19 protein-coding genes are annotated in these 19,976 nt (G+C 50.2%); 2 read left to right on the top strand and 17 right to left on the bottom strand.

The features are described from left to right. Window positions 1-31: 31 nt before the first annotated feature. From gcvPB to CCALI_RS02060, 14 genes are all read right to left on the bottom strand, one after another. Window positions 32-1,561 carry an aminomethyl-transferring glycine dehydrogenase subunit GcvPB gene (gene gcvPB / locus CCALI_RS02125; RefSeq protein ID WP_016481823.1) on the bottom strand — a complete coding sequence of 510 codons (1,530 nt, stop codon included), beginning with the start codon at window positions 1,559-1,561 and terminating at the stop codon, window positions 32-34. Beyond that, on the bottom strand, window positions 1,551-2,906 hold the full coding sequence (gcvPA, locus tag CCALI_RS02120) for an aminomethyl-transferring glycine dehydrogenase subunit GcvPA (protein ID WP_016481822.1): 1,356 nt from the start codon (window positions 2,904-2,906) through the stop codon (window positions 1,551-1,553). Before gcvPA ends, gcvPB begins: the two co-directional genes overlap by 11 nt. Next, complete coding sequence (gene gcvH, locus CCALI_RS02115; protein ID WP_016481821.1) at window positions 2,907-3,293, bottom strand: glycine cleavage system protein GcvH; 387 nt, start codon at window positions 3,291-3,293, stop codon at window positions 2,907-2,909. It abuts the gene before it with no gap. Continuing rightward, window positions 3,290-4,423, bottom strand: a complete 1,134-nt coding sequence (gene gcvT / locus CCALI_RS02110; RefSeq protein WP_231725958.1) for a glycine cleavage system aminomethyltransferase GcvT — start codon at window positions 4,421-4,423, stop codon at window positions 3,290-3,292. The genes gcvH and gcvT overlap by 4 nt, the downstream gene beginning before the upstream one ends. Window positions 4,424-4,448: 25 nt before the next feature. Further along, window positions 4,449-5,273, bottom strand: a complete 825-nt coding sequence (locus CCALI_RS02105; protein ID WP_016481819.1) for a hypothetical protein — start codon at window positions 5,271-5,273, stop codon at window positions 4,449-4,451. 110 nt (window positions 5,274-5,383) lie between these two features. Then, entirely contained in the window at window positions 5,384-6,097 is a 714-nt protein-coding gene (locus CCALI_RS02100; RefSeq protein ID WP_016481818.1) for an ABC transporter ATP-binding protein, read from the bottom strand. Between the two features lies 1 nt (window position 6,098). Further along, window positions 6,099-8,327: an ABC transporter permease subunit gene (locus tag CCALI_RS16430; protein WP_016481817.1), complete on the bottom strand. Its 2,229-nt coding sequence runs from the start codon at window positions 8,325-8,327 to the stop codon at window positions 6,099-6,101. A gap of 2 nt (window positions 8,328-8,329) precedes the next feature. Then, window positions 8,330-9,475, bottom strand: coding sequence for a branched-chain amino acid ABC transporter permease (locus CCALI_RS02090; RefSeq protein ID WP_016481816.1), 1,146 nt, complete (start codon window positions 9,473-9,475; stop codon window positions 8,330-8,332). 13 nt (window positions 9,476-9,488) lie between these two features. Beyond that, window positions 9,489-10,688 carry an ABC transporter substrate-binding protein gene (locus CCALI_RS02085; protein WP_016481815.1) on the bottom strand — a complete coding sequence of 400 codons (1,200 nt, stop codon included), beginning with the start codon at window positions 10,686-10,688 and terminating at the stop codon, window positions 9,489-9,491. 1 nt (window position 10,689) lies between these two features. Beyond that, window positions 10,690-11,529 (bottom strand): homocysteine S-methyltransferase family protein, encoded by an 840-nt coding sequence (locus CCALI_RS02080; RefSeq protein WP_016481814.1) that lies wholly within the window; start codon window positions 11,527-11,529, stop codon window positions 10,690-10,692. Then, window positions 11,516-11,914: a CBS domain-containing protein gene (locus CCALI_RS02075; protein ID WP_016481813.1), complete on the bottom strand. Its 399-nt coding sequence runs from the start codon at window positions 11,912-11,914 to the stop codon at window positions 11,516-11,518. Before CCALI_RS02075 ends, CCALI_RS02080 begins: the two co-directional genes overlap by 14 nt. A 53-nt stretch (window positions 11,915-11,967) precedes the next feature. Next, complete coding sequence (locus tag CCALI_RS15625; protein WP_075060760.1) at window positions 11,968-12,600, bottom strand: hypothetical protein; 633 nt, start codon at window positions 12,598-12,600, stop codon at window positions 11,968-11,970. Between the two features lie 220 nt (window positions 12,601-12,820). Next, window positions 12,821-13,324 carry a phospholipid carrier-dependent glycosyltransferase gene (locus CCALI_RS16880; protein WP_425481500.1) on the bottom strand — a complete coding sequence of 168 codons (504 nt, stop codon included), beginning with the start codon at window positions 13,322-13,324 and terminating at the stop codon, window positions 12,821-12,823. Between the two features lie 211 nt (window positions 13,325-13,535). After that, window positions 13,536-15,674 carry a YfhO family protein gene (locus CCALI_RS02060; protein WP_016481810.1) on the bottom strand — a complete coding sequence of 713 codons (2,139 nt, stop codon included), beginning with the start codon at window positions 15,672-15,674 and terminating at the stop codon, window positions 13,536-13,538. A 190-nt stretch (window positions 15,675-15,864) separates the two neighbouring features. Between CCALI_RS02060 and CCALI_RS02055 the strand changes: the two genes are divergently transcribed. Continuing rightward, window positions 15,865-16,605 carry an MTAP family purine nucleoside phosphorylase gene (locus CCALI_RS02055; protein ID WP_016481809.1) on the top strand — a complete coding sequence of 247 codons (741 nt, stop codon included), beginning with the start codon at window positions 15,865-15,867 and terminating at the stop codon, window positions 16,603-16,605. A 72-nt stretch (window positions 16,606-16,677) separates the two neighbouring features. Next, window positions 16,678-17,061, top strand: a complete 384-nt coding sequence (locus CCALI_RS02050; protein ID WP_016481808.1) for a RidA family protein — start codon at window positions 16,678-16,680, stop codon at window positions 17,059-17,061. Between the two features lie 128 nt (window positions 17,062-17,189). Here the strand turns inward: CCALI_RS02050 and ftsY are convergent, their stop codons facing one another. The 3 genes from ftsY to CCALI_RS02035 form a co-directional block, all read right to left on the bottom strand. Continuing rightward, window positions 17,190-18,086, bottom strand: a complete 897-nt coding sequence (gene ftsY, locus CCALI_RS02045; RefSeq protein WP_016481806.1) for a signal recognition particle-docking protein FtsY — start codon at window positions 18,084-18,086, stop codon at window positions 17,190-17,192. A 45-nt stretch (window positions 18,087-18,131) separates the two neighbouring features. Beyond that, window positions 18,132-19,052 (bottom strand): carbohydrate ABC transporter permease, encoded by a 921-nt coding sequence (locus tag CCALI_RS02040; RefSeq protein ID WP_172636614.1) that lies wholly within the window; start codon window positions 19,050-19,052, stop codon window positions 18,132-18,134. Between the two features lie 423 nt (window positions 19,053-19,475). Continuing rightward, entirely contained in the window at window positions 19,476-19,967 is a 492-nt protein-coding gene (locus CCALI_RS02035) for a helix-turn-helix domain-containing protein (RefSeq protein ID WP_016481804.1), read from the bottom strand. Window positions 19,968-19,976 lie beyond the last annotated feature (9 nt).

Genomic DNA, 19,976 nt, shown 5'->3' with positions numbered 1-19,976 from the left:
GAACCCCTTTAGAATTAGAAACGGTACTAAGTCAGGTACCCTTCTTCGCGAACAGAGGTTCGTACCTCACGTCCAGTTGCTTTACCGCTTTCGCTTCATCAAGGCGAGATACCGGAGTTCCATGCGGAGCCGATTTCACGAGTTCAGGGTTTTCCTTTGCCTCCTCGGCAATTTGGATCATGGCCGCTATGAACCTATCTAGAGTCTGTTTACTCTCCGTCTCCGTCGGCTCGATCATTAGAGCCTCCGGTACGATCAGAGGAAAGTAGTTTGTCGGGGGATGGAAACCGTAATCCATCAACCTTTTCGAGATATCGAGCGCGCGTACACCTGACTCCTGCTTCTGGCGTTTTGCCGATAGCACCACCTCATGCATACATACAGGTGAGTTGTAGGCTACGTCGTAGTGTTCTTTCAGCAGTGCACGCACGTAATTGGCGTTGAGTATGGCGTTTTCGGCGACCTCACGCAGTCCTTTCGGGCCTAAAGTAAGGATGTAAGCGTAAGCTCTCAACGCGACAAGAAAGGCACCGTAAAACGAGTGTATACGCCCAATGGAACGCGGACGCTCGTAGTTCAGCCGATAGATTTCCCTCTCTCCCTCCGTTTGTCGCTCGACCACGGGCACTGGCAGGAAGGGATCTAGATGCTTCTTTACGCTGACTGCCCCACCCCCAGGGCCACCACCCCCGTGAGGCGTACTAAAAGTCTTGTGCAAGTTAAAATGCATGATATCAAAACCCATATCTCCTGGCCGAGCGATGCCAAGTAAGGCGTTCATGTTTGCTCCATCACAGTAGACGAGCCCTCCTACCTCATGCACCAGAGCACATATCTCGACGACCTCCGTTTCAAATAGCCCAAGTGTATTCGGATTGGTCAGCATAAGAGCTGCCGTGCGCTCGCTAAGCACCTTCTTTAGCTCTTCCAGCGCGACACAGCCGTCACTACCGGATGGAATAGAACGCACGGTAAACCCACAGCGCGCTGCGCTCGCTGGATTCGTGCCATGGGCCGAGTCGGGAATGACGATCTCATTCCTCTGATAGTCTCCCCTCTCTAAATGGTAAGCCCGTGTCATCATCATGGCGAGCAGTTCCCCGTGGGCACCTGCTGCTGGCTGTAGGGTCGTTGCATCCATACCGCTGATTTCGGTTAGAAAGTTTTGCAGCCTCCATATGATGGAGAGCGCACCCTGCACTGTTTTCTCCGGTTGAAGAGGATGCAACAGCGCGAACCCCGGCATGCTAGCGATCTTTTCGTGTACCTTTGGGTTGTATTTCATGGTACAAGAGCCCAAAGGATAAAAGCCGACATCTATACCGTAGTTGCGCTGAGAGAGACGGGTAAAGTGACGGACGACATCTAGCTCGGAGACCTCCGGAAGCGGCAAATCGTCTCGAATCAGATGGGCTGGCAGCATCTCCTGCAGCTCGTAGTGCGGTACGTCTTCCTCGGGCAGGTTGGCACCGATCTTTCCTGGACGGCTAAGCTCAAAGATGAGCGGCTCATGACTATCTAAAGGGGTTGGATTACTCGTTTGGAGATTGTTATTTAGCATAGGCAGTCATTTCCGTAACTACACTCTGCAGTGTCTCAGCATAACGATCGATCTGCTCTCGTGTCTTTGTCTCCGTAACGCATACCAGCAACGCATTACCGAGTTCTGGATAATAGGGCTGTAGAGGAAGCCCTCCCATAATGCCTTTCTCAAGCAGCTTGTCACAAACGTCTTGGGCGGGAATAGGGAGTTGAATGACAAACTCTTTGAAGAAAGGCCTTCCAGGGAAGGGATCGGTGATATCTGGAATGCTGCAAAGCGCCTCTCGTGCATAGTGCGCCTTGCGGATAACGAGTTCAGCGACTTTCCGAAGGCCGTTCTTACCCAAAGCGCAGAGGTATATCGTTGCAGCCAAAGCCAGAAGCGTTTGGTTGGTGCAGATATTGCTCGTCGCCTTTTCCCTGCGGATATCCTGCTCACGAGTACGAAGGGTCATGGTATACCCTCGCCGTCCTAGCTGATCCGTTGTCGCTCCAACGATCCGTCCGGGAAGGTACCTCGTATACTCCTTCCGGCAGGCGAAGAAACCTAGCAGCGGGCCCCCATACCCAGGAGAGATACCAAGTCCCTGCCCTTCTCCTACGGCGATATCCGCCCCCACATCTGCCGGTGTGCATAGAATCCCTAAAGAGATGGGGTCCACAATGGTGACTGCCAAAGCTCCTACGGCGTGAACGATCTCAATCGTATTTGCAATGTCGGACGCTACATACCCTAAAAAGTCTGGTTGTTGCAGGACAACACAAGCGGTTCTCTCTGAAAGCGCTGCAGAGATGGCTTCCAAGTTGGGCGCAACCTCCTTGTAAACGAATTGCGCCCAGTGAAGATACGTTTGCAAGACCTGCCGATAGTGAGGATGCACTGTGGATAAAACGACAACCTCATCGCGATTGGTAATATCCGTTGTCATCATGGCGGCCTCGGCAAGCGCCGTGGCACCATCGTACATCGAGGCGTTCGCGATATCCATACCGGTCAGTGCACAGATGAGCGTCTGGTACTCATAGAGAACCTGCAGCATACCCTGGCTCATCTCCGGCTGATACGGCGTATAGGATGTCAGAAACTCCCCACGTTCTACGAGCACTTCAATGATCGCCGGTCGAAAGTGATCATAGATGCCTGCCCCTAAGAATGAAAGCGACGAGGAGATATCCTTGTTAAGTGCAGCCATCTTCTCGCAATGGCGCAGAAGTGCTAGCTCGTCACTGGGGCCGGGGAGATTAAGCAGACGTTTGAGTCGGACTGCCTCGGGTACCGGAGCAAACAGATCTTCTATACGGTCCACTCCGATGGCGGCGAGCATCTCCTTGCGCTCATTATCGGTATTGCTAATATAGCTCATCTAGCTCTCCTCGCAATACTTTGCGTAGGCGCTGGCATCCATCAATCTATCAAGCTCGCTTGGGTCGCTCATCTCCACCTTTATCAGCCATCCTCGCCCAAATGGATCCTCGTTAATGACTTCAGTGCTATCTATAATAGCTGTGTTCACTTCAACAACTTCACCACTCACGGGCGAGTAGAGCTCCGAAACCGCTTTAACCGACTCTACCTCGCCAAAGGGTTCATCGTATTTGAGAATGCGCCCCACTTCGGGCAAACTTAGATAGACCACATCGCCAAGTTCCGACTGCGCGTGATCGGTGATACCAATCACCGCGATGCCGTTTTCCACACGCACCCACTCGTGCGTTTTGCTATACTTTAGGTCTTCAGGAATAAGGCTCAACTTTTTTCCTCCATGTGCGGTTTCTGAAGCAGCTCTTTCTTGGGCACAACCGTAGCCGTGTGTCTTTGACCACGAATATCTATCTCCACGGTTAGGTGGGGACGCGCCACTTCGGCATTGAGAAAGCCTAGAGCGATGCTAGCCTCTCGGTGTGGAGAGAACGTACCGCTCGTCACAACTCCTACTTCTTGATCCTCGTGGTATATAGTATACCCCTGCCGAGGGAGCGCCCTCCCCTGTACAAGAAGCCCCATTAGCCGGCGCCGAGGGCCTAACCGCTTCACCTCGATAATAGCTTCACGGCCAATAAAATCGCCCTTTTCTAGCTTAACAACCCACATAAGCCCCGCTTCCACGGGCGAAATATCTTCATCAATCTCGTGCCCATAGAGCGGATAGCCGGCCTCAATACGTAACGTGTCGCGTGCTCCTAACCCGCACGGAATCGCTCCTACAGCCAGCAAGCTCTCCCATATAACCTGCGCGTACGCGTTAGGAACGATCAATTCGAAGCCATCCTCACCTGTATAGCCAGTACGGCAACATAAAAGTTCCGTACTGACTCCCCCCTTTTTAACCACAATAGTCCGATGCGCAAATCGTTCTATCTCTTTTAATTCTGAGGTGTCAAGTGCCGTTGCGAGAACAGTTTCCGCCTTGGGACCTTGCACGGCGATCATGGCTGTGTGCGGCGTTATGTTCTCTATGTGGAGCTCTTCGCCGACGCCCTCCCCCTCCGTTTGCAGTGAGAAAGATTCTATCCATGCGATATCTTTAGCGGTATTAGAGGCGTTGACTACAACCAAAAATTCATCCTCATTCATTTTATAAACAATGATATCGTCTTTGATCCCTCCCTGTTGATTAGCCAATAGAGAGTAATGCGCCATACCGCTGGACAGAGCCTTAACATCGTTCGTGGTCAAAAACTGTAGAAGAGAGGCAGCATCTCGACCTACAATTTTAAGGCGTCCCATGTGCGATATATCGAAAATACCCACATGATGACGTACACTCCGTGCTTCCTCGAGAATCGACCTATAAGATAAGGGCATCTCCCATCCCGCAAACGGGGTAAGCCGAGCTCCTAGTCTCACATGAGCTTCGTGGAGAGGAGTCCTATAAAGCATTTGGTTCATTGGGGGTACCGCCTTTCTAAGGGCGCTGGCCTGCCGACGCCTCCGGCAGCAAGCAGCTTCCTCTAACTATCAACATTTCACTTCGACACTGTAGATCATCTATCATGAAAAAATCCCCTACTCCTAGATCAGAGGCTAGATCTACCACCGGATTTATCCGTGTGAGAAGTAGGGCCGTTTGTGATGGATCGAGGAGGCGTCCATTAAGTCTGACAACTGCCCCAGTAAGACCAATCGCAGTAGGTGTGACGATGGTAAGTTTCGAGCGAATATCCACAGGCAGTTGCTCACCAAGAAAATTTAGTTGGCCTCTTAGGTGAATCTCTTGATTAGGCAGAATGGTAACAGAAAAATCTGAGAAGAGCCCTCGATATTTCTTGGCAATAAAATCGTGGAGATCGGCTGAAGAGAGAACGATCTCTCCAGTTCCGCATCCGGCATCTCGCACCACGAGTCGCCCCTGGTAGTAGGCATATCCTAGATCATAGGTCAGTGAAGGAATATCTGCAGCGAACTCTTTGACCGGATAGCCGGAAACCGTTAGGTCATGTAACTTTACGATAAGGTGATGGATCGAGCCTTTCCATCCCGATTTAGGAAAGCGGTACAGTGGTGGACGATTTAGCACGACGTGTGAGGTTTCTATAGAGATGGATTCGAGATCGTTGACCTCAAACCCAAAGAAGCCTCGTGGCTCAATATCTACATGAATTGGGGCACTACCGTTAAAAAGCAGCGCAGCCTGTCGTTGAACATTCATATAGGCCTGACGTCCCAGACCGATATGAATCATTGCCAGAGCAATGAGCACCATGCTAATATCTAAGAAGGTATCGTTCATAGAGATACAGCGCGCATCCCCTCTTATAACGATTTAGAAAGGAGCGCACTCCTTTCTTTGCTTCAAGACCAACGCCTTCTCCTCGCTATTCCTGTGTTCCTAGGTCTGCGCTACGATGTCTCTCCTAGATAGGCGCTTCGTACCATAGGGTTATTCAATAGATTGGCAGCCTTGTCTTCTAGCACGATACGGCCGGTTTCGATAACATAGCCACGATGTGCGATACGAAGAGCCTGATTTGCATTTTGCTCCACCAGAAGGATGGTGACCCCGCTTGCATTGATCTCCTGGATAACTCGAAAAATCGTTTGCACCAGATTGGGGGCTAGCCCCAAGGAAGGTTCATCAAGCAGAAGCAGTTGTGGCCGAGCCATCAATGCCCGTGCGATGGCCAGCATCTGTTGCTCGCCGCCCGACAACGTGCCTGCCAGCTGAGTTTGGCGTTCCTTCAGGCGCGGAAAGATGGTAAACATCCGTTCTAAATCCTCTCGCACGGAGGCTTTACTATGCTCACGAACATAGGCTCCTAAGCGCAGATTCTCCATGACGGTCATTTCAGCAAAAACGCGCCTGCCCTCTGGGGCGTGGGATATGCCTAATTGTACGATCTCATGGGGGGCCAAACGGTGTATGGCTTTACCTAGGAAGGTTATTTCCCCTGATCGAGGCTTTACCAAACCAGAGATGGAGCGCATGGTTGTGCTTTTCCCTGCTCCGTTAGCCCCTATCATCGCAACGATTTCGCCGGGCATAACCTCGAGGGACACTCCATCGAGCGCGCGCACCGCCCCGTAATAAACCGAGAGATTTGAAACGGTCAGCATTTTACAAAGCCTCCTCGGCGTCTTGAATGCTTACACGATTCCAACTGTCATCTGCCGTCGGCTTGCTGAGATGCTCCTCACCTAAATAAGCCGCTATCACCTCTGGATTGTTTCGAATCTCTTCTGGCTTACCTTCTGCAATGATACGCCCATAATCCAAGACGTAAATCCGCTCGCAAATGCCCATAACAAGTTTCATATCGTGTTCGATCAAAAGAACCGTCAACTCAAATTCCTCACGGATACGTCGAATCAGTTCCATTAGCTGCATCTTCTCTTGCGGGTTCATTCCTGCAGCGGGCTCATCGAGCAACAGCAACTTTGGTTGAGTGGCCAGCGCCCGCACGATTTCGAGGCGGCGTTGGTCACCGTAAGGCAGATTGCAGGCAAGTTCCTTTTCAAAGCGTAGCAGGTTGAACCGATTTAACAGCTCTCTCGCTTTTCGAACGCTTTCTTGCTCCTCCTTCTGCAATCGCTCCGAGCGAAACAGTGCATCAAACAGGTTCGTGCTCCTTCGCAGGTAGGCGCCTAGCCGCACGTTATCGAGCACCGAAAGGTTAGCAAATAGACGAATGTTCTGAAACGTTCTGGAAATTCCTAACTCTGCCATTTGGTGAGGTTGCAGACCGGGCAAGTAGCGGTTGGCACGCCAGCTTACTATGAACGCATAAGCTGCAAAACTCAGTGTAATAATCCATTCCAGAACGTGTTCCACTTCCAACGTGTGAACATTGCGGTGTGAAGATGGTAAAATCGAGGTAGCCAAAATTGTGCCCAGAATCCAACCTCCAGCGCCCCCAAAAAGCGTGTCACGTAGCGCACGAACGAGATGCGGAGCGAAGGGAGTGGGTCGTTTCCCTGCAATCGTTTTTCCGCAGAAGAGAATATGTCCCTCTGTGGGCTCGTAGACGCCGGTAAGAATATTGAAGACGGTTGTCTTGCCGGCACCATTAGGGCCGATTAATCCCACGAGTTCGCCTTTGCGTAGGTAAAGATTCACCTCCGATAGAGCGGACAAACCTGCAAACTTCTTGGAGAGATTCTCCACGACTAGCACCTGTTCGGTGGGACGGACGCCCTCCCTCTCTGCGACAGCATTCCCAACCTCCTGATCTTGGGCCCATGATACGGAGGTAGTCTGTTGGACGGAGGAAGAGGTTGGAGTTCGGCCTCTCCTGCTTTTTAAACGTTCCACCAACGGCTTAAGGCTTAACTCTCCCATCCCAAAGGCGCCCTGGGGACGTAGGAGCATTGTTAAAATCAGCAAAAGCGCATAAATCACAACCCGATAGGCATCGGGCAGCCCAAAACGATGCTGCACTGGCTTCAGAAACTCTGGTAGAACAACAAGGAAGATCGCTGCTAGGGTGGTGCCGGTAATGCTTCCAGAACCTCCTAAGACAACCATGATGACGTAGTTCATTGAAAGAATAAAGTTAAATGTAATCGGCTGAAAGAACTCAGCATGTGCATAGAGAGCGCCACCAACACCTGCAAAAAAGGAACTGAGCACAAAGGCGATGACTTTGGTGTAGGTAGTTGGAATACCCATGGCCTCGGCAGCCACCTCATCCTCTCGAATTGCCATAAACGCAAGCCCATGGGCAGTGAATTTGAGGTTCCAGCACAGCAAAATGACAAAGGCTGCCGTAGCATAGATGATGAACACGTTCGATATGAGAGGAACCTGGTAATAACCACTAGCGCCTACAAACCCAACCGCGCCTCCTAAAAACTTGAGGGATGGGCTGATCTCCGCAGAGTTTTCAATAAGCACTCGAATAATCTCACCAAACCCAAGAGTTACAATAGCGAGATAATCTCCTCGCAAGCGAAGGCTAGGTACTCCAACCAAGTAGCCGCAGATACCCGCTGCGATGCCTCCGCCCAACATCGCAACGAGAAGCCATTGAAGTCCTAGATTTTGGTTTTGGCCATGAAAATAGGCCATTTCTACCCAATAGGTAATGCTCGCCCCCGTATAAGCGCCTACGGACATGAATCCAGCATGTCCAATCGAGAACTGCCCAGTAAGTCCGTTAACGATGTTGAGGCTGACGGCTAGAATAATGGCAATACCGCACTGCTTAATGATCTCTGTCACATAATCATTGATGGTATTGCTAACCACGAGATTAAAGCAATAAGCGGTTATTAAGATCAGAAGGACGATCCCGACTCTCGCGAGCGCTCTATATACTGGGCGAATGATGACTCCTTCTCTTCTCATTCTCAGACCTTCTCTATGTATCCCTTGCCTAAAAGGCCAGTCGGTCGAAACAGCAGTACGATAATCAAGATAGAGAAAGCGACAGCATCACGAAAAGACGAGAGCACAGAACCTCCAGTAAAAGTCTCCGCAATGCCCATTAAGAGCGCTCCTAATACGGCCCCCTCTATATTGCCGATCCCACCAAGTACGGCCGCAATGAAAGCTTTAAGGCCTAGCTCAATGCCAACGTTTGTATCAAACGTAAGATGCGTAAGCAGATGATTCAAAAAACCAGCCGCGCCGGCTAGGGCCGATCCAATAAGAAAGGTTATTGCGATGGTGCGATCGGTAGGGATACCCATAAGAGCTGCAGCATCTGGATCGTAGGAGACCGCTCGGATGGCGCGCCCTAAGCGCGTCTCATGAATGAGATATACCAGAAGGATTGTCAGCAAAACGGCAGCGAGCAGTACGAGCAGCTCCCCCTCACTAATATGAAGAGTAAGCCGATTTGCAGGTGTAGTCCCTTTCCACAAAACGATGCGCGTCTCTCCGGAAACGCCGCGTATCTGATAGGCTCTAGGATCGGCTCCAAAAATGGCGAGTCCCTGATTTTCTAGCAATAGTGACACGCCAATGGCCGTTATCAGCGCCGCCAAGCGCCCTTTCGCCGGTTTAATGAAAGGGCTAATACTTGAGAGCAGCCTGCGAAGAATTGGAATGAGAATAAGGAAAGCAATTAATGTAAGAATCACAAAGTCAGCCCACGAAGGTATCTGCGGAGCATGTTTCCGAATGGCTATACTGCCGAAGAGAGCCACATAAAGGCTCCAGAACAGCGCCCACGGCACTGCATCTTTGTCGCTAAGCCCATTACGCAAAGGACGGTAAGCAAGACGCTCGATAAAGACGCCAAGGAGGGCACACCCTAGCATGCTTAGCAACAGCGATATACCCCCCTGCACAACCGGCGAGGTGTGTACAAGCAACACACTCGCTGCGAAGAATCCTATGTAAGCGCCCACCATGTAGACGTCGCCATGGGCGAAGTTAATAAATTTGAGCACCCCATAGACCATGGTATAGCCCACGGCAATGAGAGCGTAGACGCTTCCTATCTGGATGCCATTGATGAGTTGTTGGAGAAACCCTTGGACAGCGCTCAACGGTGTTTGCTCCTCAAAGCTTTACGCTGCCGGGTGGCAGAGGTGCATATGGGTTCGTTATCGTTGCCGCTAAACGAAATTTGCCGTTTTCCACTTTAATGATCACCGCCGGTTTATCCGCATTTCTTTGCGCGTTGATCGTGATGTTGCCGGTAACGCCCGGAAAGTTCTTTGTGGCTGCGATGGCGTTTCGAATATCTTCTGGTTTAAGCGAAGGAGCGCGCTCCATTGCATTAAAGAGCAGATTGGCCGCATCGTAGCCTAGCGCCGCAAGAGCGTCTGGCTTATGATGATACTTCGCCTCAAAAGCAGTCACAAATGCCCGAACCCTTGGGCTTGGATCGTCTATGGAAAGATGGTCAGAGAAGTAGCAGCCGTTCACCGCGCTGCCGCCCGTCTTAAAGAGATCTTGGGAATCCCACCCGTCGCCTCCTAAAAGAGGGCACGTGATGCCAAGTGCGCGGGCTTGTCGTGCAATACTGCCCGCATCGTTGTAGTAGCCTGGGATTAAGATGGCCTGAGGGTTAGCTTGCTTTATTGCTGTCAATGCGCCGCGGAAGTCTGTATCGGTAGAACTATAAGATTTTTCAATGACGATCTGCCCACCCATTGCTGTGAATGCTTTTTTAAAGTTCTCACTAAACCCTGTGCTGTATGCTTGATCCTTATTCGTGAAAATGGCCACTCGCGTCGCATGAAGGCCATCGTGTGCGAAGCGAGCAACAACAGCAGCTTGGAATGGATCAATGAAGCAGACGCGAAAGATATAGTCCCCTAGCTCGGTAACGGCGGTGTTCGTAGACGACGGGGAGATCATCGGGATATGGCGCTGCTGGCAAACTCGGCCACCTGCGAGACTGCAGCTACTAGCGACTTCCCCGAGGATGGCGATAGCACCATCATCTATCAGATGATTGACATCTGTTGCCGCCTGAGCCGGCTGTCCCATATCATCCTCAACTTTAACAACGACTTTCTTTCCCTTAATGCCTCCCTTTGCATTGATCTGATCTGTAGCTAACTGGATAGCATCGTTAGTAGAGATACCGAACGATGCCTGGGCACCCGTCAGGGAGCCATACTCACCAACCAGTATAGTACTACCTGTGGCACCGTTCGTTGCGGTTGAGTTATTCTTACATCCTATCGGTATCAGTGTGGCTGCAGTGAGCCCAAACGCCAGAACCAGTCTCCCGAGCTTTACTTTTGACAAGCTAGCGTCCTCCTTTAGAGTAAAAATAGGTTTGATAAAGAAGTTCGATATGTCTTGGGCCGATACCACAGCACCCCCCTACGATATCAGCTCCATTCTCATAAAGCTGTATTCCTACTCTTACGAAGTCTTGTGGCGCCACGCTTTCCGGTGTCCTATCCTGTCGTTTTATACCTGTTCCTGGCTGGAAGAGGAGCCATTTTCTTGTGCGTTGCCGCATCAAGCTAGCAATCTCAGGAAATAGATCTAAAGCGTCACCGCAATTTGCACCTAAAATATCTACATCGTTTGCGTTCAGGATCGTCACTGCCTCCTCCACAGAAGTTCCATCGAGCATTCGCAGTCTTACGTCAAAATGAGAAGTAACAGCGATAAGACCATTCCATAGGCTGCGAAGTTTGCTTACCGCTCTCACAGCCTGAGTGATATCGGTATTGGTCTCTAGAAGAATAATGGCAATGTCGCTTTTGTGACGCTCGATGAGCTCTCCAATAAAATCGATCTCCAAGGGCACTAGGCTCGATATCAAGGAAAGCATCACACCTACCGGCCGCTCCGTCAGTTGGGCACACTGGAGAGCATGGCTTACCCCAGCTTCTACGGCTTTGTGCCAGTATCCATCCTGTCGCAATCCAAACGTATTCGTTGTGATGAGATCCACTCCTGCATGGAGATATCTTTGGTGGAGGAAGCGTACCCGGTCGGGCGCCACGCAGTTTTGCAAAAGTATCTCATCTGGTGAAACATTGAGGGCAATAAGTTCTGTGCCTATTGCGCCATCGCCCAGCAGCTTCCTGCCTTCAAGCAATCTTTGGCGAAGAGTGGCACTACTCACGAGCATTCTTCTCTCCTAGCTTGGCGCGGTAGATATCCACTATAGATACGAGACCTACTACTTTTCCTTTGTCATCTACTACGACAAGGCGATGACAACCATGACGTTGCACGTAGCCGATCGCTTCCTCGACACTGCTCTCCTCTTTTAAAACAGGAATGTCACGGTTTATTAGCAAAGCAATATCATTTTGCTGGGCAGAAGTATCGGATGGCTCTTTAAGTAGTCGCTCGATGTTCTCTTCCCCGAAGGTTCCGAGTAAGGTACCATCGTGGCGCACAATTGGAACCAGGACGAGTTGGTGTATATCCATTATGTCCAGAACCTCTTGCAGACTCATCTCTGGACTAGCGGTTGGGATATGAGTTCGTATGAGTTCGCGCACGTACATACCCTATCAGCATAGCACAAAACTCCTTTTTTGTTAAGACGTTTTAAGGCGTTTTACCCTCTTTGGGAGTGCAGCGGTTTCGTTTTAGGAGAACTGCTTTCTCCTGGCCAATTCGGTGGAACCTCATAAAGACCAATAGTAAAAAACGGGCGTAGTATATGTCTAAATGCATGAATGCGCCGTTTCGGGTCAACAAGATCAGGGTAGTGTTGAACCCACCATCGTTCTCTCCAGCGATGGTCTTTGCCGTTATTATCAAGGATGAGAATATATCTTGGTCTTCCTGCAAACCGTTCTACAGGATGATGATCATTGCACAGACCAGCGATCATGCAAATGGGGAGAAGGTGGTTGTTGATGCACAATCCTGGCGCTACCGCGCCAAACACAACCGCATTTTGTGGAAGATGTTCACCGAGCCATCTGTCGGCCGCCTCTTGGCGATAAGTGAGGTGGGTAAGCCAATCACTAACCCAGTAGGTATTGACCAGCCCCCATAGAAGAAGTAGGCCCGCAAGCACTGCTTTGCCACGACGTAAGTTCTCTGTTATCTGCTTTAGTCCTACAGCCGCAAGTATGGACAGTGCCGGATAGAAAAGCACATAATAGCGAGATGGCGCATAGTTTACGACGCATAGAAAAAGCGTAAAGACACAAATCCATCCGACTAGGTAGAGGATACTCATTTCTTGTATGTTGAGATATCTCTTTTGTAAATGTCTCACTATTGGTCTTAACGTAGTTGCAAGTAGATAGATGGTCATGAGAACCTCGATTGGCATATGTTTTATGAGATATGGCCAAAGTCCCCTACCCCAGCTAAAGAAAGCTTCCCTCACATTGTGCCAGAGCTGAGTTATGCTATGAGGCTCAAGTTGTACCGCGATATAGTAGTGATCCATGTGCTCAATTTGGGCGGCATGTGGGAGATACCACCAGAGGAGATAGAAGAGGAGGGAAGCGAGGAGCCCTCCACTCCACCAGCCCAACAAGCGCCCATCGTCTTGTCCATCCCAACACCCCCCAACGGCACCCCCCCACACCAGCGCCCCAAGCCCTCGAACCCCATACACCGCTCCCAACACCGGACCCACTCAGCCCCATCCACACCCCGCCTCGACCTCTCTCTGCCGCGAGCAGTCCTTCCACCCACAACGCCCACCCTAAGCTAAGGAAGAAAGCTCCGGGAGTGTCCATGAGGGCGAGGCGGTTGTAGAGGAAGTTGGCATGGCTCAGTCCCCACAGGAGGGTAGCGAGGAGGGCGGTAGGGGTATCGAAGAGGCGTTGGGTTGGGAAGAAGAGGAGGGGGAGGGTCAGGAGGGAGAAAAGGACGCTGAGGAGGCGGTCTTGGAGGAGGCCGGTACCGAGGAGGTGGAAGGTAGCGATTTGGGCGTAGTGGAGGTAGGGCATGATGAGCTCATTATTGAAGTCATCGGTGATGGGGTGATGGAAGAGGAGTTGGTTTCTGGCGTTATGGAGGTAGAAGCCTTCATCGGTGAGGAGGGCGCTGCTCCAGGAGAGGCGAGGATATGCATCGCTGTCTAAAGCGTAGACACGAAAGAAAATCATAAGTCCAAGGGCTACAAGTACCAAAAGGAAGAACAGAGGCTTTTTCCAGTGGTTAGTTCCTTGCTGCACGAAAATGGCACCTCCACTTGCACATGTATTGAGAGAGAAGCATACCGATCAATACAGATAGGGTTGATAAAGACATGTAGCTTCCAATGGCAAAAGCGGCCGGGCAGTAGAAGAGAGACAGGCGGTGTGTTCCTGGACTGAGCGGAAACCCCATAAATGCCATGTCCGTGGAATAGAGGGGTATATCATGTCCGTTTTCTCTGGCATGCCATCCGGGTTGTGCAGTTACAGAACAGACAACGAATGTAGGGTGCGATGTCTGTACAAATATCGACAGGGTATCTGGCGACTTCCATACGGCCTTAGCGACAACCGACTTTGCAGGCATCAAAGGGTTATAGACCCAATGAGAATGAGGAGGTAGTCTTTTTAGGACGGCCTGCTTTAACGGGTCGAAATGTGGGGAAGCCATAATGTCTTCTTGTCGCATGAGATTGTCGACGGCAATGAGCTGCTCCACTGTCCAAACCTGTGCGTGTGGGTAGAAGTTCAAGTAGGTTCTCAAGGGCCCATACGTACTTCGTATTTCGTTAAGCCACGGATTGGAAAAATGATATATGCGTGGCAATAGCAAAGCGGAAACATTCATCAGCGATATAAGGCGGATGGCATTAGGTTCGCCCAGGGAGATCGCTAGGCGAGTCATGCCATCAACCCGGGCTGCGGCAGCAATAGGGACAGGCTCGTAGGCAGAGGCGGAGGGCAGGTCTGCGTTCATATTGAGGTTCGGAAGAAGTGTATGTAGCCGCAGTTGCAGGAATCGCCGCGAGCTCTCACCATAGTCAGCATAGCCCTCGGTCACGAAGCGACTCCAGTAGGTCGAGTGTTCTGGCGTGTATATTCGGGAAGCGAAAGACAGCCGAATCGGTGTCTGGGTAAGTGTTAGGCGATCTGGAGAAACCATAGGCAACCAATCCGTTGTGTAATATACGAGAGGAAGTGCTGTAAGTATCACAGCAGAGCAGGTTACGTAGATTGCTCCTCTTTGCGGTAGCTGTTTTCTAAAGATGCCATAGCCGTGAGCGGCTAGGACACATGCGGCGAAATGGAAAACAATCAAAAATCGAGCCGGATCATGGAAGAGCGCGATCCCGGGCAGTACGTAGAAAGCGATCCAATAGAGCCCCATAGAAATGCCGAAGCTCAGCCACAGTGCGAAAAGCAAAACTGTACACCAGAAGCGAACATCCGGCGAGTACCTCCACGACAAGAGCGCATATCCTATAAATATTAGAGGTATCCAACCAATAAAAACGGCAATCTCCCAAGCGTTACCTGCACCCCAGTAGTTCGCATAGGCGGGGCTCCCGAAGAAATGAGGGAATAGGAGGCCTAGCAGATCAAGAGGATGAAGCACAAAACGATTGGCTTGCCATGGAGTGAGATGTTCACGTGAGCTATCCAGCGCCAGTTGTAGAACAGGAAATAGCTGACAACTGCTAAGGAATATCCCCCAAATGATTCCGGCAACGCAGCCGTAAAACGCCTTGAGAGGACCTGATGACTTCTTTTGCACTGTTCTTGTTGGACGTCTAAGACTATGCAGGCGAAAAGGAAGATAGGCGAACAGTAACAGGAAAGTAAGATAAGCAACCTGGGGATGTGCGGCTAAAATTAAGAGACAAACAGCGATCGCAATTTGGATTTTACTTATAAAGGAGCCCCTCTGGATCGCATTCTCTACGCTATAGAACACACAGGGAAGGTAGCACAGGCTAAAGAGCATCGGCGGGAATTGGGCTTTTCCCAAGAAGGCGCCGCTTCCACTAAAGACGATTGCTCCGAGGAGAGCTGCGGAGGTACTTTGTGTTCTCAGCTTTAAAAAACCGTAACAAAACAGAGCAGCAAGGTAAGTGTGAATCAGCGCAGCTAACGTGATGTATTGCCAAGCCGAAAGCCAAAGCAATAGTGCGGAAAAAGGATAAAATAGGCCAATCTGCGGGTTTCCTACATAAGGCTGTCCACATAGCAAAAAAGGGTTCCAAAGAGGCAAGCGTCCCCGTTGTATCTCCTTTGCAGCAAAAAGGGCCATGGGTTGAAAATAGTAGAGAATATCTCCCCAATAGAGCGTTTTGCCTTCAAAAAACTCGCGATAAAGCAGCAGAGTATAGGCGAGCAGCATGATGGGAACGGTCAATCTTCGGAAGCACTGAGGTATTCTACTGTACTGGGGAAACCATAGTTTTCGACGTTCTGAAGGAGAGCTGAAGAACATTATCCCTAATGGCACGTGTGTAATGTAGGGAGTTTAGCACGGATCCGAACATTGCGTCAACAGACTCTACTTGTAATGAAATGAGCGGAGAAGGAGTATGGGCAATTTAGCGATCATAGGAGGCACCGGATTTGAAAAGCTGCCGCCCGAATTCTTTGGAGAGACGATATCGGTAGATGTTGCCAATACGGAAGTAGAGGTCATGAGTATTGCGGATAACTATATCGAACCACGGTCTATCTACTTTCTTTCGCGCCATGGGCGTGGTCATCATCTGGCACCTCATCAGATAGACTATCGAGCAAACATCGAGGCCTTGGTCAAGCTAGGGGTGAAAAAGATTTTAGCAACTAATGCCGTTGGCAGCCTGCGAGGCGATCTTACTCCTGGCACGCTGCTCATTCCCCATGACTTCATAGACTTTACTCGCAAACGACCGTTGACTTACTTTGTTGGTTCAGAATGGCGACATACCGATTTTTCCGAGCCATATAGTCCTGTTATCAGGAACGCCCTACTGCGTGCAGCGGAAGAGCTTGATGTACCTGTCGTATCACGAGGGATCTACGTCGCTGTGGATGGCCCTCGGTTTGAAACGCCTGCGGAAGTGCGTATGTTTGCACTTTTAGGCGGTGACGTTGTGGGGATGACAGGCGTTCAAGAGGCCATACTCTCGCGTGAGGCTGGGCTCGAATATGGCACAGTATGTCTTGTGACAAACTATGCAGCCGGTTTAAGTTTGGAGCCCATCGATCATGAGGCGGTTTCTAAAATGATGCGAGATCATATCCCTACGATTCGAGAGATGCTCTTTCAGGCAGCACACCTCCTCTGCTAAAAATAGTTTGAAGGAAAGACCATCTAGAGGGTATTCTGTTGAGGTAATTTCATAGGCTGTAGTGAGGTGGTAATGGAGAAAATTCCAGTCTATACTGGGGCAATTCAGCTAACGGCGCCCTATACTCCGGGAATACGCGTAGGTAACCTGGTCTTTGTGTCTGGACAGATACCTCTTGATCCCTCCACGCAACAGATCGTGCGCGACGATTTCGAGCGGGCGGTGCGCCAATGTATCGAGAACGTACAGCGTGTTCTCTCCCATGCTGGTACAGGATTGGAACACTGCGTGAAAGTAACGGTCTTCCTGAAAGACATGAACAACTTCGAGAGGCTTAACAAAGTATACGTAGAGTATTTTGGGCTTGTCAAACCGGCTCGCACCTGTATTCAGGCTGCTGGTTTGCCGCTGGATGTAGATGTAGAGATCGAGGCCATCGCGGTGGTTCCTGATTGATGGAATCTGTTCAGAAAGTACAGGTGTTCGGAATGGAATCGCAATGTCCGATAATGTTAAATATGTTTTTTGATGCCCCATGGGGCATCAAAAAACACGCGGGCGGCGCCAACGGCGCCGCCCACCCTCTAAACCTCTAACAACCTATCCACAAAACGACGAGCGTTAAACTCCTCTAACGCTTCTAATCGCTCTCCAGTCCCTACTAACTTTATCGGCAACTTCAAATCATCCGCTATGCTAAGGACAATACCCCCTCGCGCCGTCCCATCTAACTTCGTCAAAACTATCCCTGTGATAGGGATATACTTCATGAACAGTTTTGCTTGACTTATTGCGTTCTGCCCCGTAGTCGCATCGAGAACTAAAAGCACCTCGTCCGGAACACGCTCGAGCTCCCGCTCCGCAACTCGGTGGATTTTCCTTAACTCCTCCATCAAGTTCGAGCGAGTGTGTAGACGACCGGCCGTATCAGCAATAACATAATCAACGCTCCTCGCTCGAGCCGCCCGAATCGCGTCGTAAATAACAGCAGAGGGATCGGCCCCCTCCCGATGACGAACCAAATCGGTTCCTGTACGCTGCGCCCACTCCGCTAGCTGGTCAATGGCTGCCGCGCGAAAGGTATCTCCGGCTGCTAGTATCACACGCTTACCGCGGCTCTGCAGCATATGCGCGATCTTCGCGATCGTGGTCGTCTTCCCTACTCCATTTACCCCAACGACTAGATAAAGCGTTGGAGGCAAAGAGGCCTCCTTGAGACCCATTGTAGAAGGATCGCCAACCTCTAAGATAGCCACCATCTCTCGCTTTAAAGCTTCCACAGCCTGTTGAATAGAGCGTATTCCCTCTTCTTCTACGGCTCTTCGGAGAGCACCTATCAGACGCTGCGTCGTCTGCACGTTAATATCTGCCTGAATGAGGGAAGCCTCAAGCTCCTCATAAAGCTCCTCATCAACCCCCCTACCTCCACCGACAACCTGCTCTATGGTATTCCGTATCTTTTGAAACAGCTGAAACGGCATCTCACTTCGTCTCCCTAAAACGTTCACTGCCATTATAGCCGATCTTCATCCTTTGATACCCGTGAGTGTCACTCCTTCAATAAAGTAACGTTGTGTGAAGAAGAATATCACTAATACTGGCAGCATCACCATGGTGGAGGCGGCCATCATCATCCCCGGCTCTCCACCGTGCGCATTCTGAAAAAGCTGTAAAGCATAGGCTAACGTTTCATGGGCAGGAGAACTGATGTATATCAGCGGCCCTCGAAAGTCGTTCCAGGCTCCCATAAACGTCATAATGGTAACTGCAGCCAAAGCAGGCTTAATCTGCGGCAGCATAATGCGCCAATAGGTCATGTAAAACGAACAACCATCTATCTTCGCCGCATCTTCTAACTCGTTGGGGATACTAAGAAAGAACTGTCGCAACATAAAGATATAGAAGGCCGAGCCGAAAAAGGCGGGCACCCACAAAGGTTTAAGAGTATCGATCCAGCCAAGCCAACGAAAGATCAGGAAAACCGGCATCATCGTGACCGCTGAAGGTAACATCATCGTCGCAAGCACCAGCATAAAAAGAGCGTCACGACCGGGAAACCTCAGACGAGCAAAACCATAGGCAACGGTTGATGCAGAAAATAGAGCTCCTAAAATAGATAGCACTGTTATCTCTACTGTATTGATGAGAAAAACCAGCCCGTAATGGGTTTCAGGTGGAAGAAAACGTAAGGCATCCACATAGTTCTGCCATTTTGGTGCAAAATGCCTTACCTCATGCATCGCAGCGCCCGAAATCCATAACCGCTGTCCACGATAAATCCCCTTCGAAATTACCTCCACAGGCCGCATGCCATGGGTAACATCACCGAGAGCTGCAACAAGGAGTTTATTCCCCCGATATTCGGTCCAGTAGACCGGATAATCTACGCCATGTAGACGTACATGATCTTGCTGAGTAGGTATCCAAACCGGCGGAAATCGACTCATCTGAGAATCATCTTTCAATGATGTGGAAACGAGCCATGCAAAAGGAACCAGAAAAAGGATTGAGCCGGCGATAAGAATCATATGTAAAGTCGTTTGACGAGCCGATTCCCTGATGTACTTCAAGCTTTGCCAAGGGAAAGTGCGCCGAATGAAAAATCGGTAGAGCCATACTTCCACTCCAAGACAGGGGATCGAACTCACTAGAGTCTTCCACACAGGAGTAAAAGGTAGTATGGCCATTATCAGTACCCAAAGAGGTAGTAGACAAGCTAGAATAAATACGATGGACTTTGCGCGTGCGTGAAACGCTCCCAACACAAGAGGAATCCACGCTCCCACAAATACAACCGCGCAAAAGACGGCTAATACAACCCATATGGGTGCCAATACAGAACTATTCATATCCTCTCCCCTTAGCTATTCTTACTCACTGTCACCCTTACGTTTTAGAATTCGCCCTAGTAACGCCGGAAAGCTGTGACCGTCTCCATTGCGGGCGTTTGCCCGATCAAGTTTGTTCTCCTCCTTTGCTTTCAGCAAGTCCACGAGAGCTTGCTGAAGTCTCTCATTAGACTGGAGGGCATCCTTAAGCAGTAGGTAAATTCTATCTATTTCGTGTTGTAGACGCCCCTGCTCATGACGCAGCCCATCCAGCAAGGCAATAACGCGATTAAATCGTTCGTCGTATTGTCTGAATCTTTCAGATAATTGTCTGACTTCTTTAGACAAACCCTCTTCATCCGAGATTATATTCTGGAGTAATACTCGAATTTTACCCGATGTGTTGTCTGTCTTTAGTCTGCCATTTTTGACATACCGATAGATCGTTCGTTCTGATACACCTAGCCGACGAGCTGCCTCAGAAATGGTTACCCCACGAACGGTGTTCTCTATGTGTTGCTCAGTCGTATCCATTTGAGCGTC

Origin of the sequence: Chthonomonas calidirosea T49, from assembly GCF_000427095.1 — a bacterium.
GTDB classification, from domain to species: domain Bacteria; phylum Armatimonadota; class Chthonomonadetes; order Chthonomonadales; family Chthonomonadaceae; genus Chthonomonas; species Chthonomonas calidirosea.
Note: the sequence above shows the minus strand (reverse complement) of the source record. Positions and strands in the feature narration are given on the sequence as shown.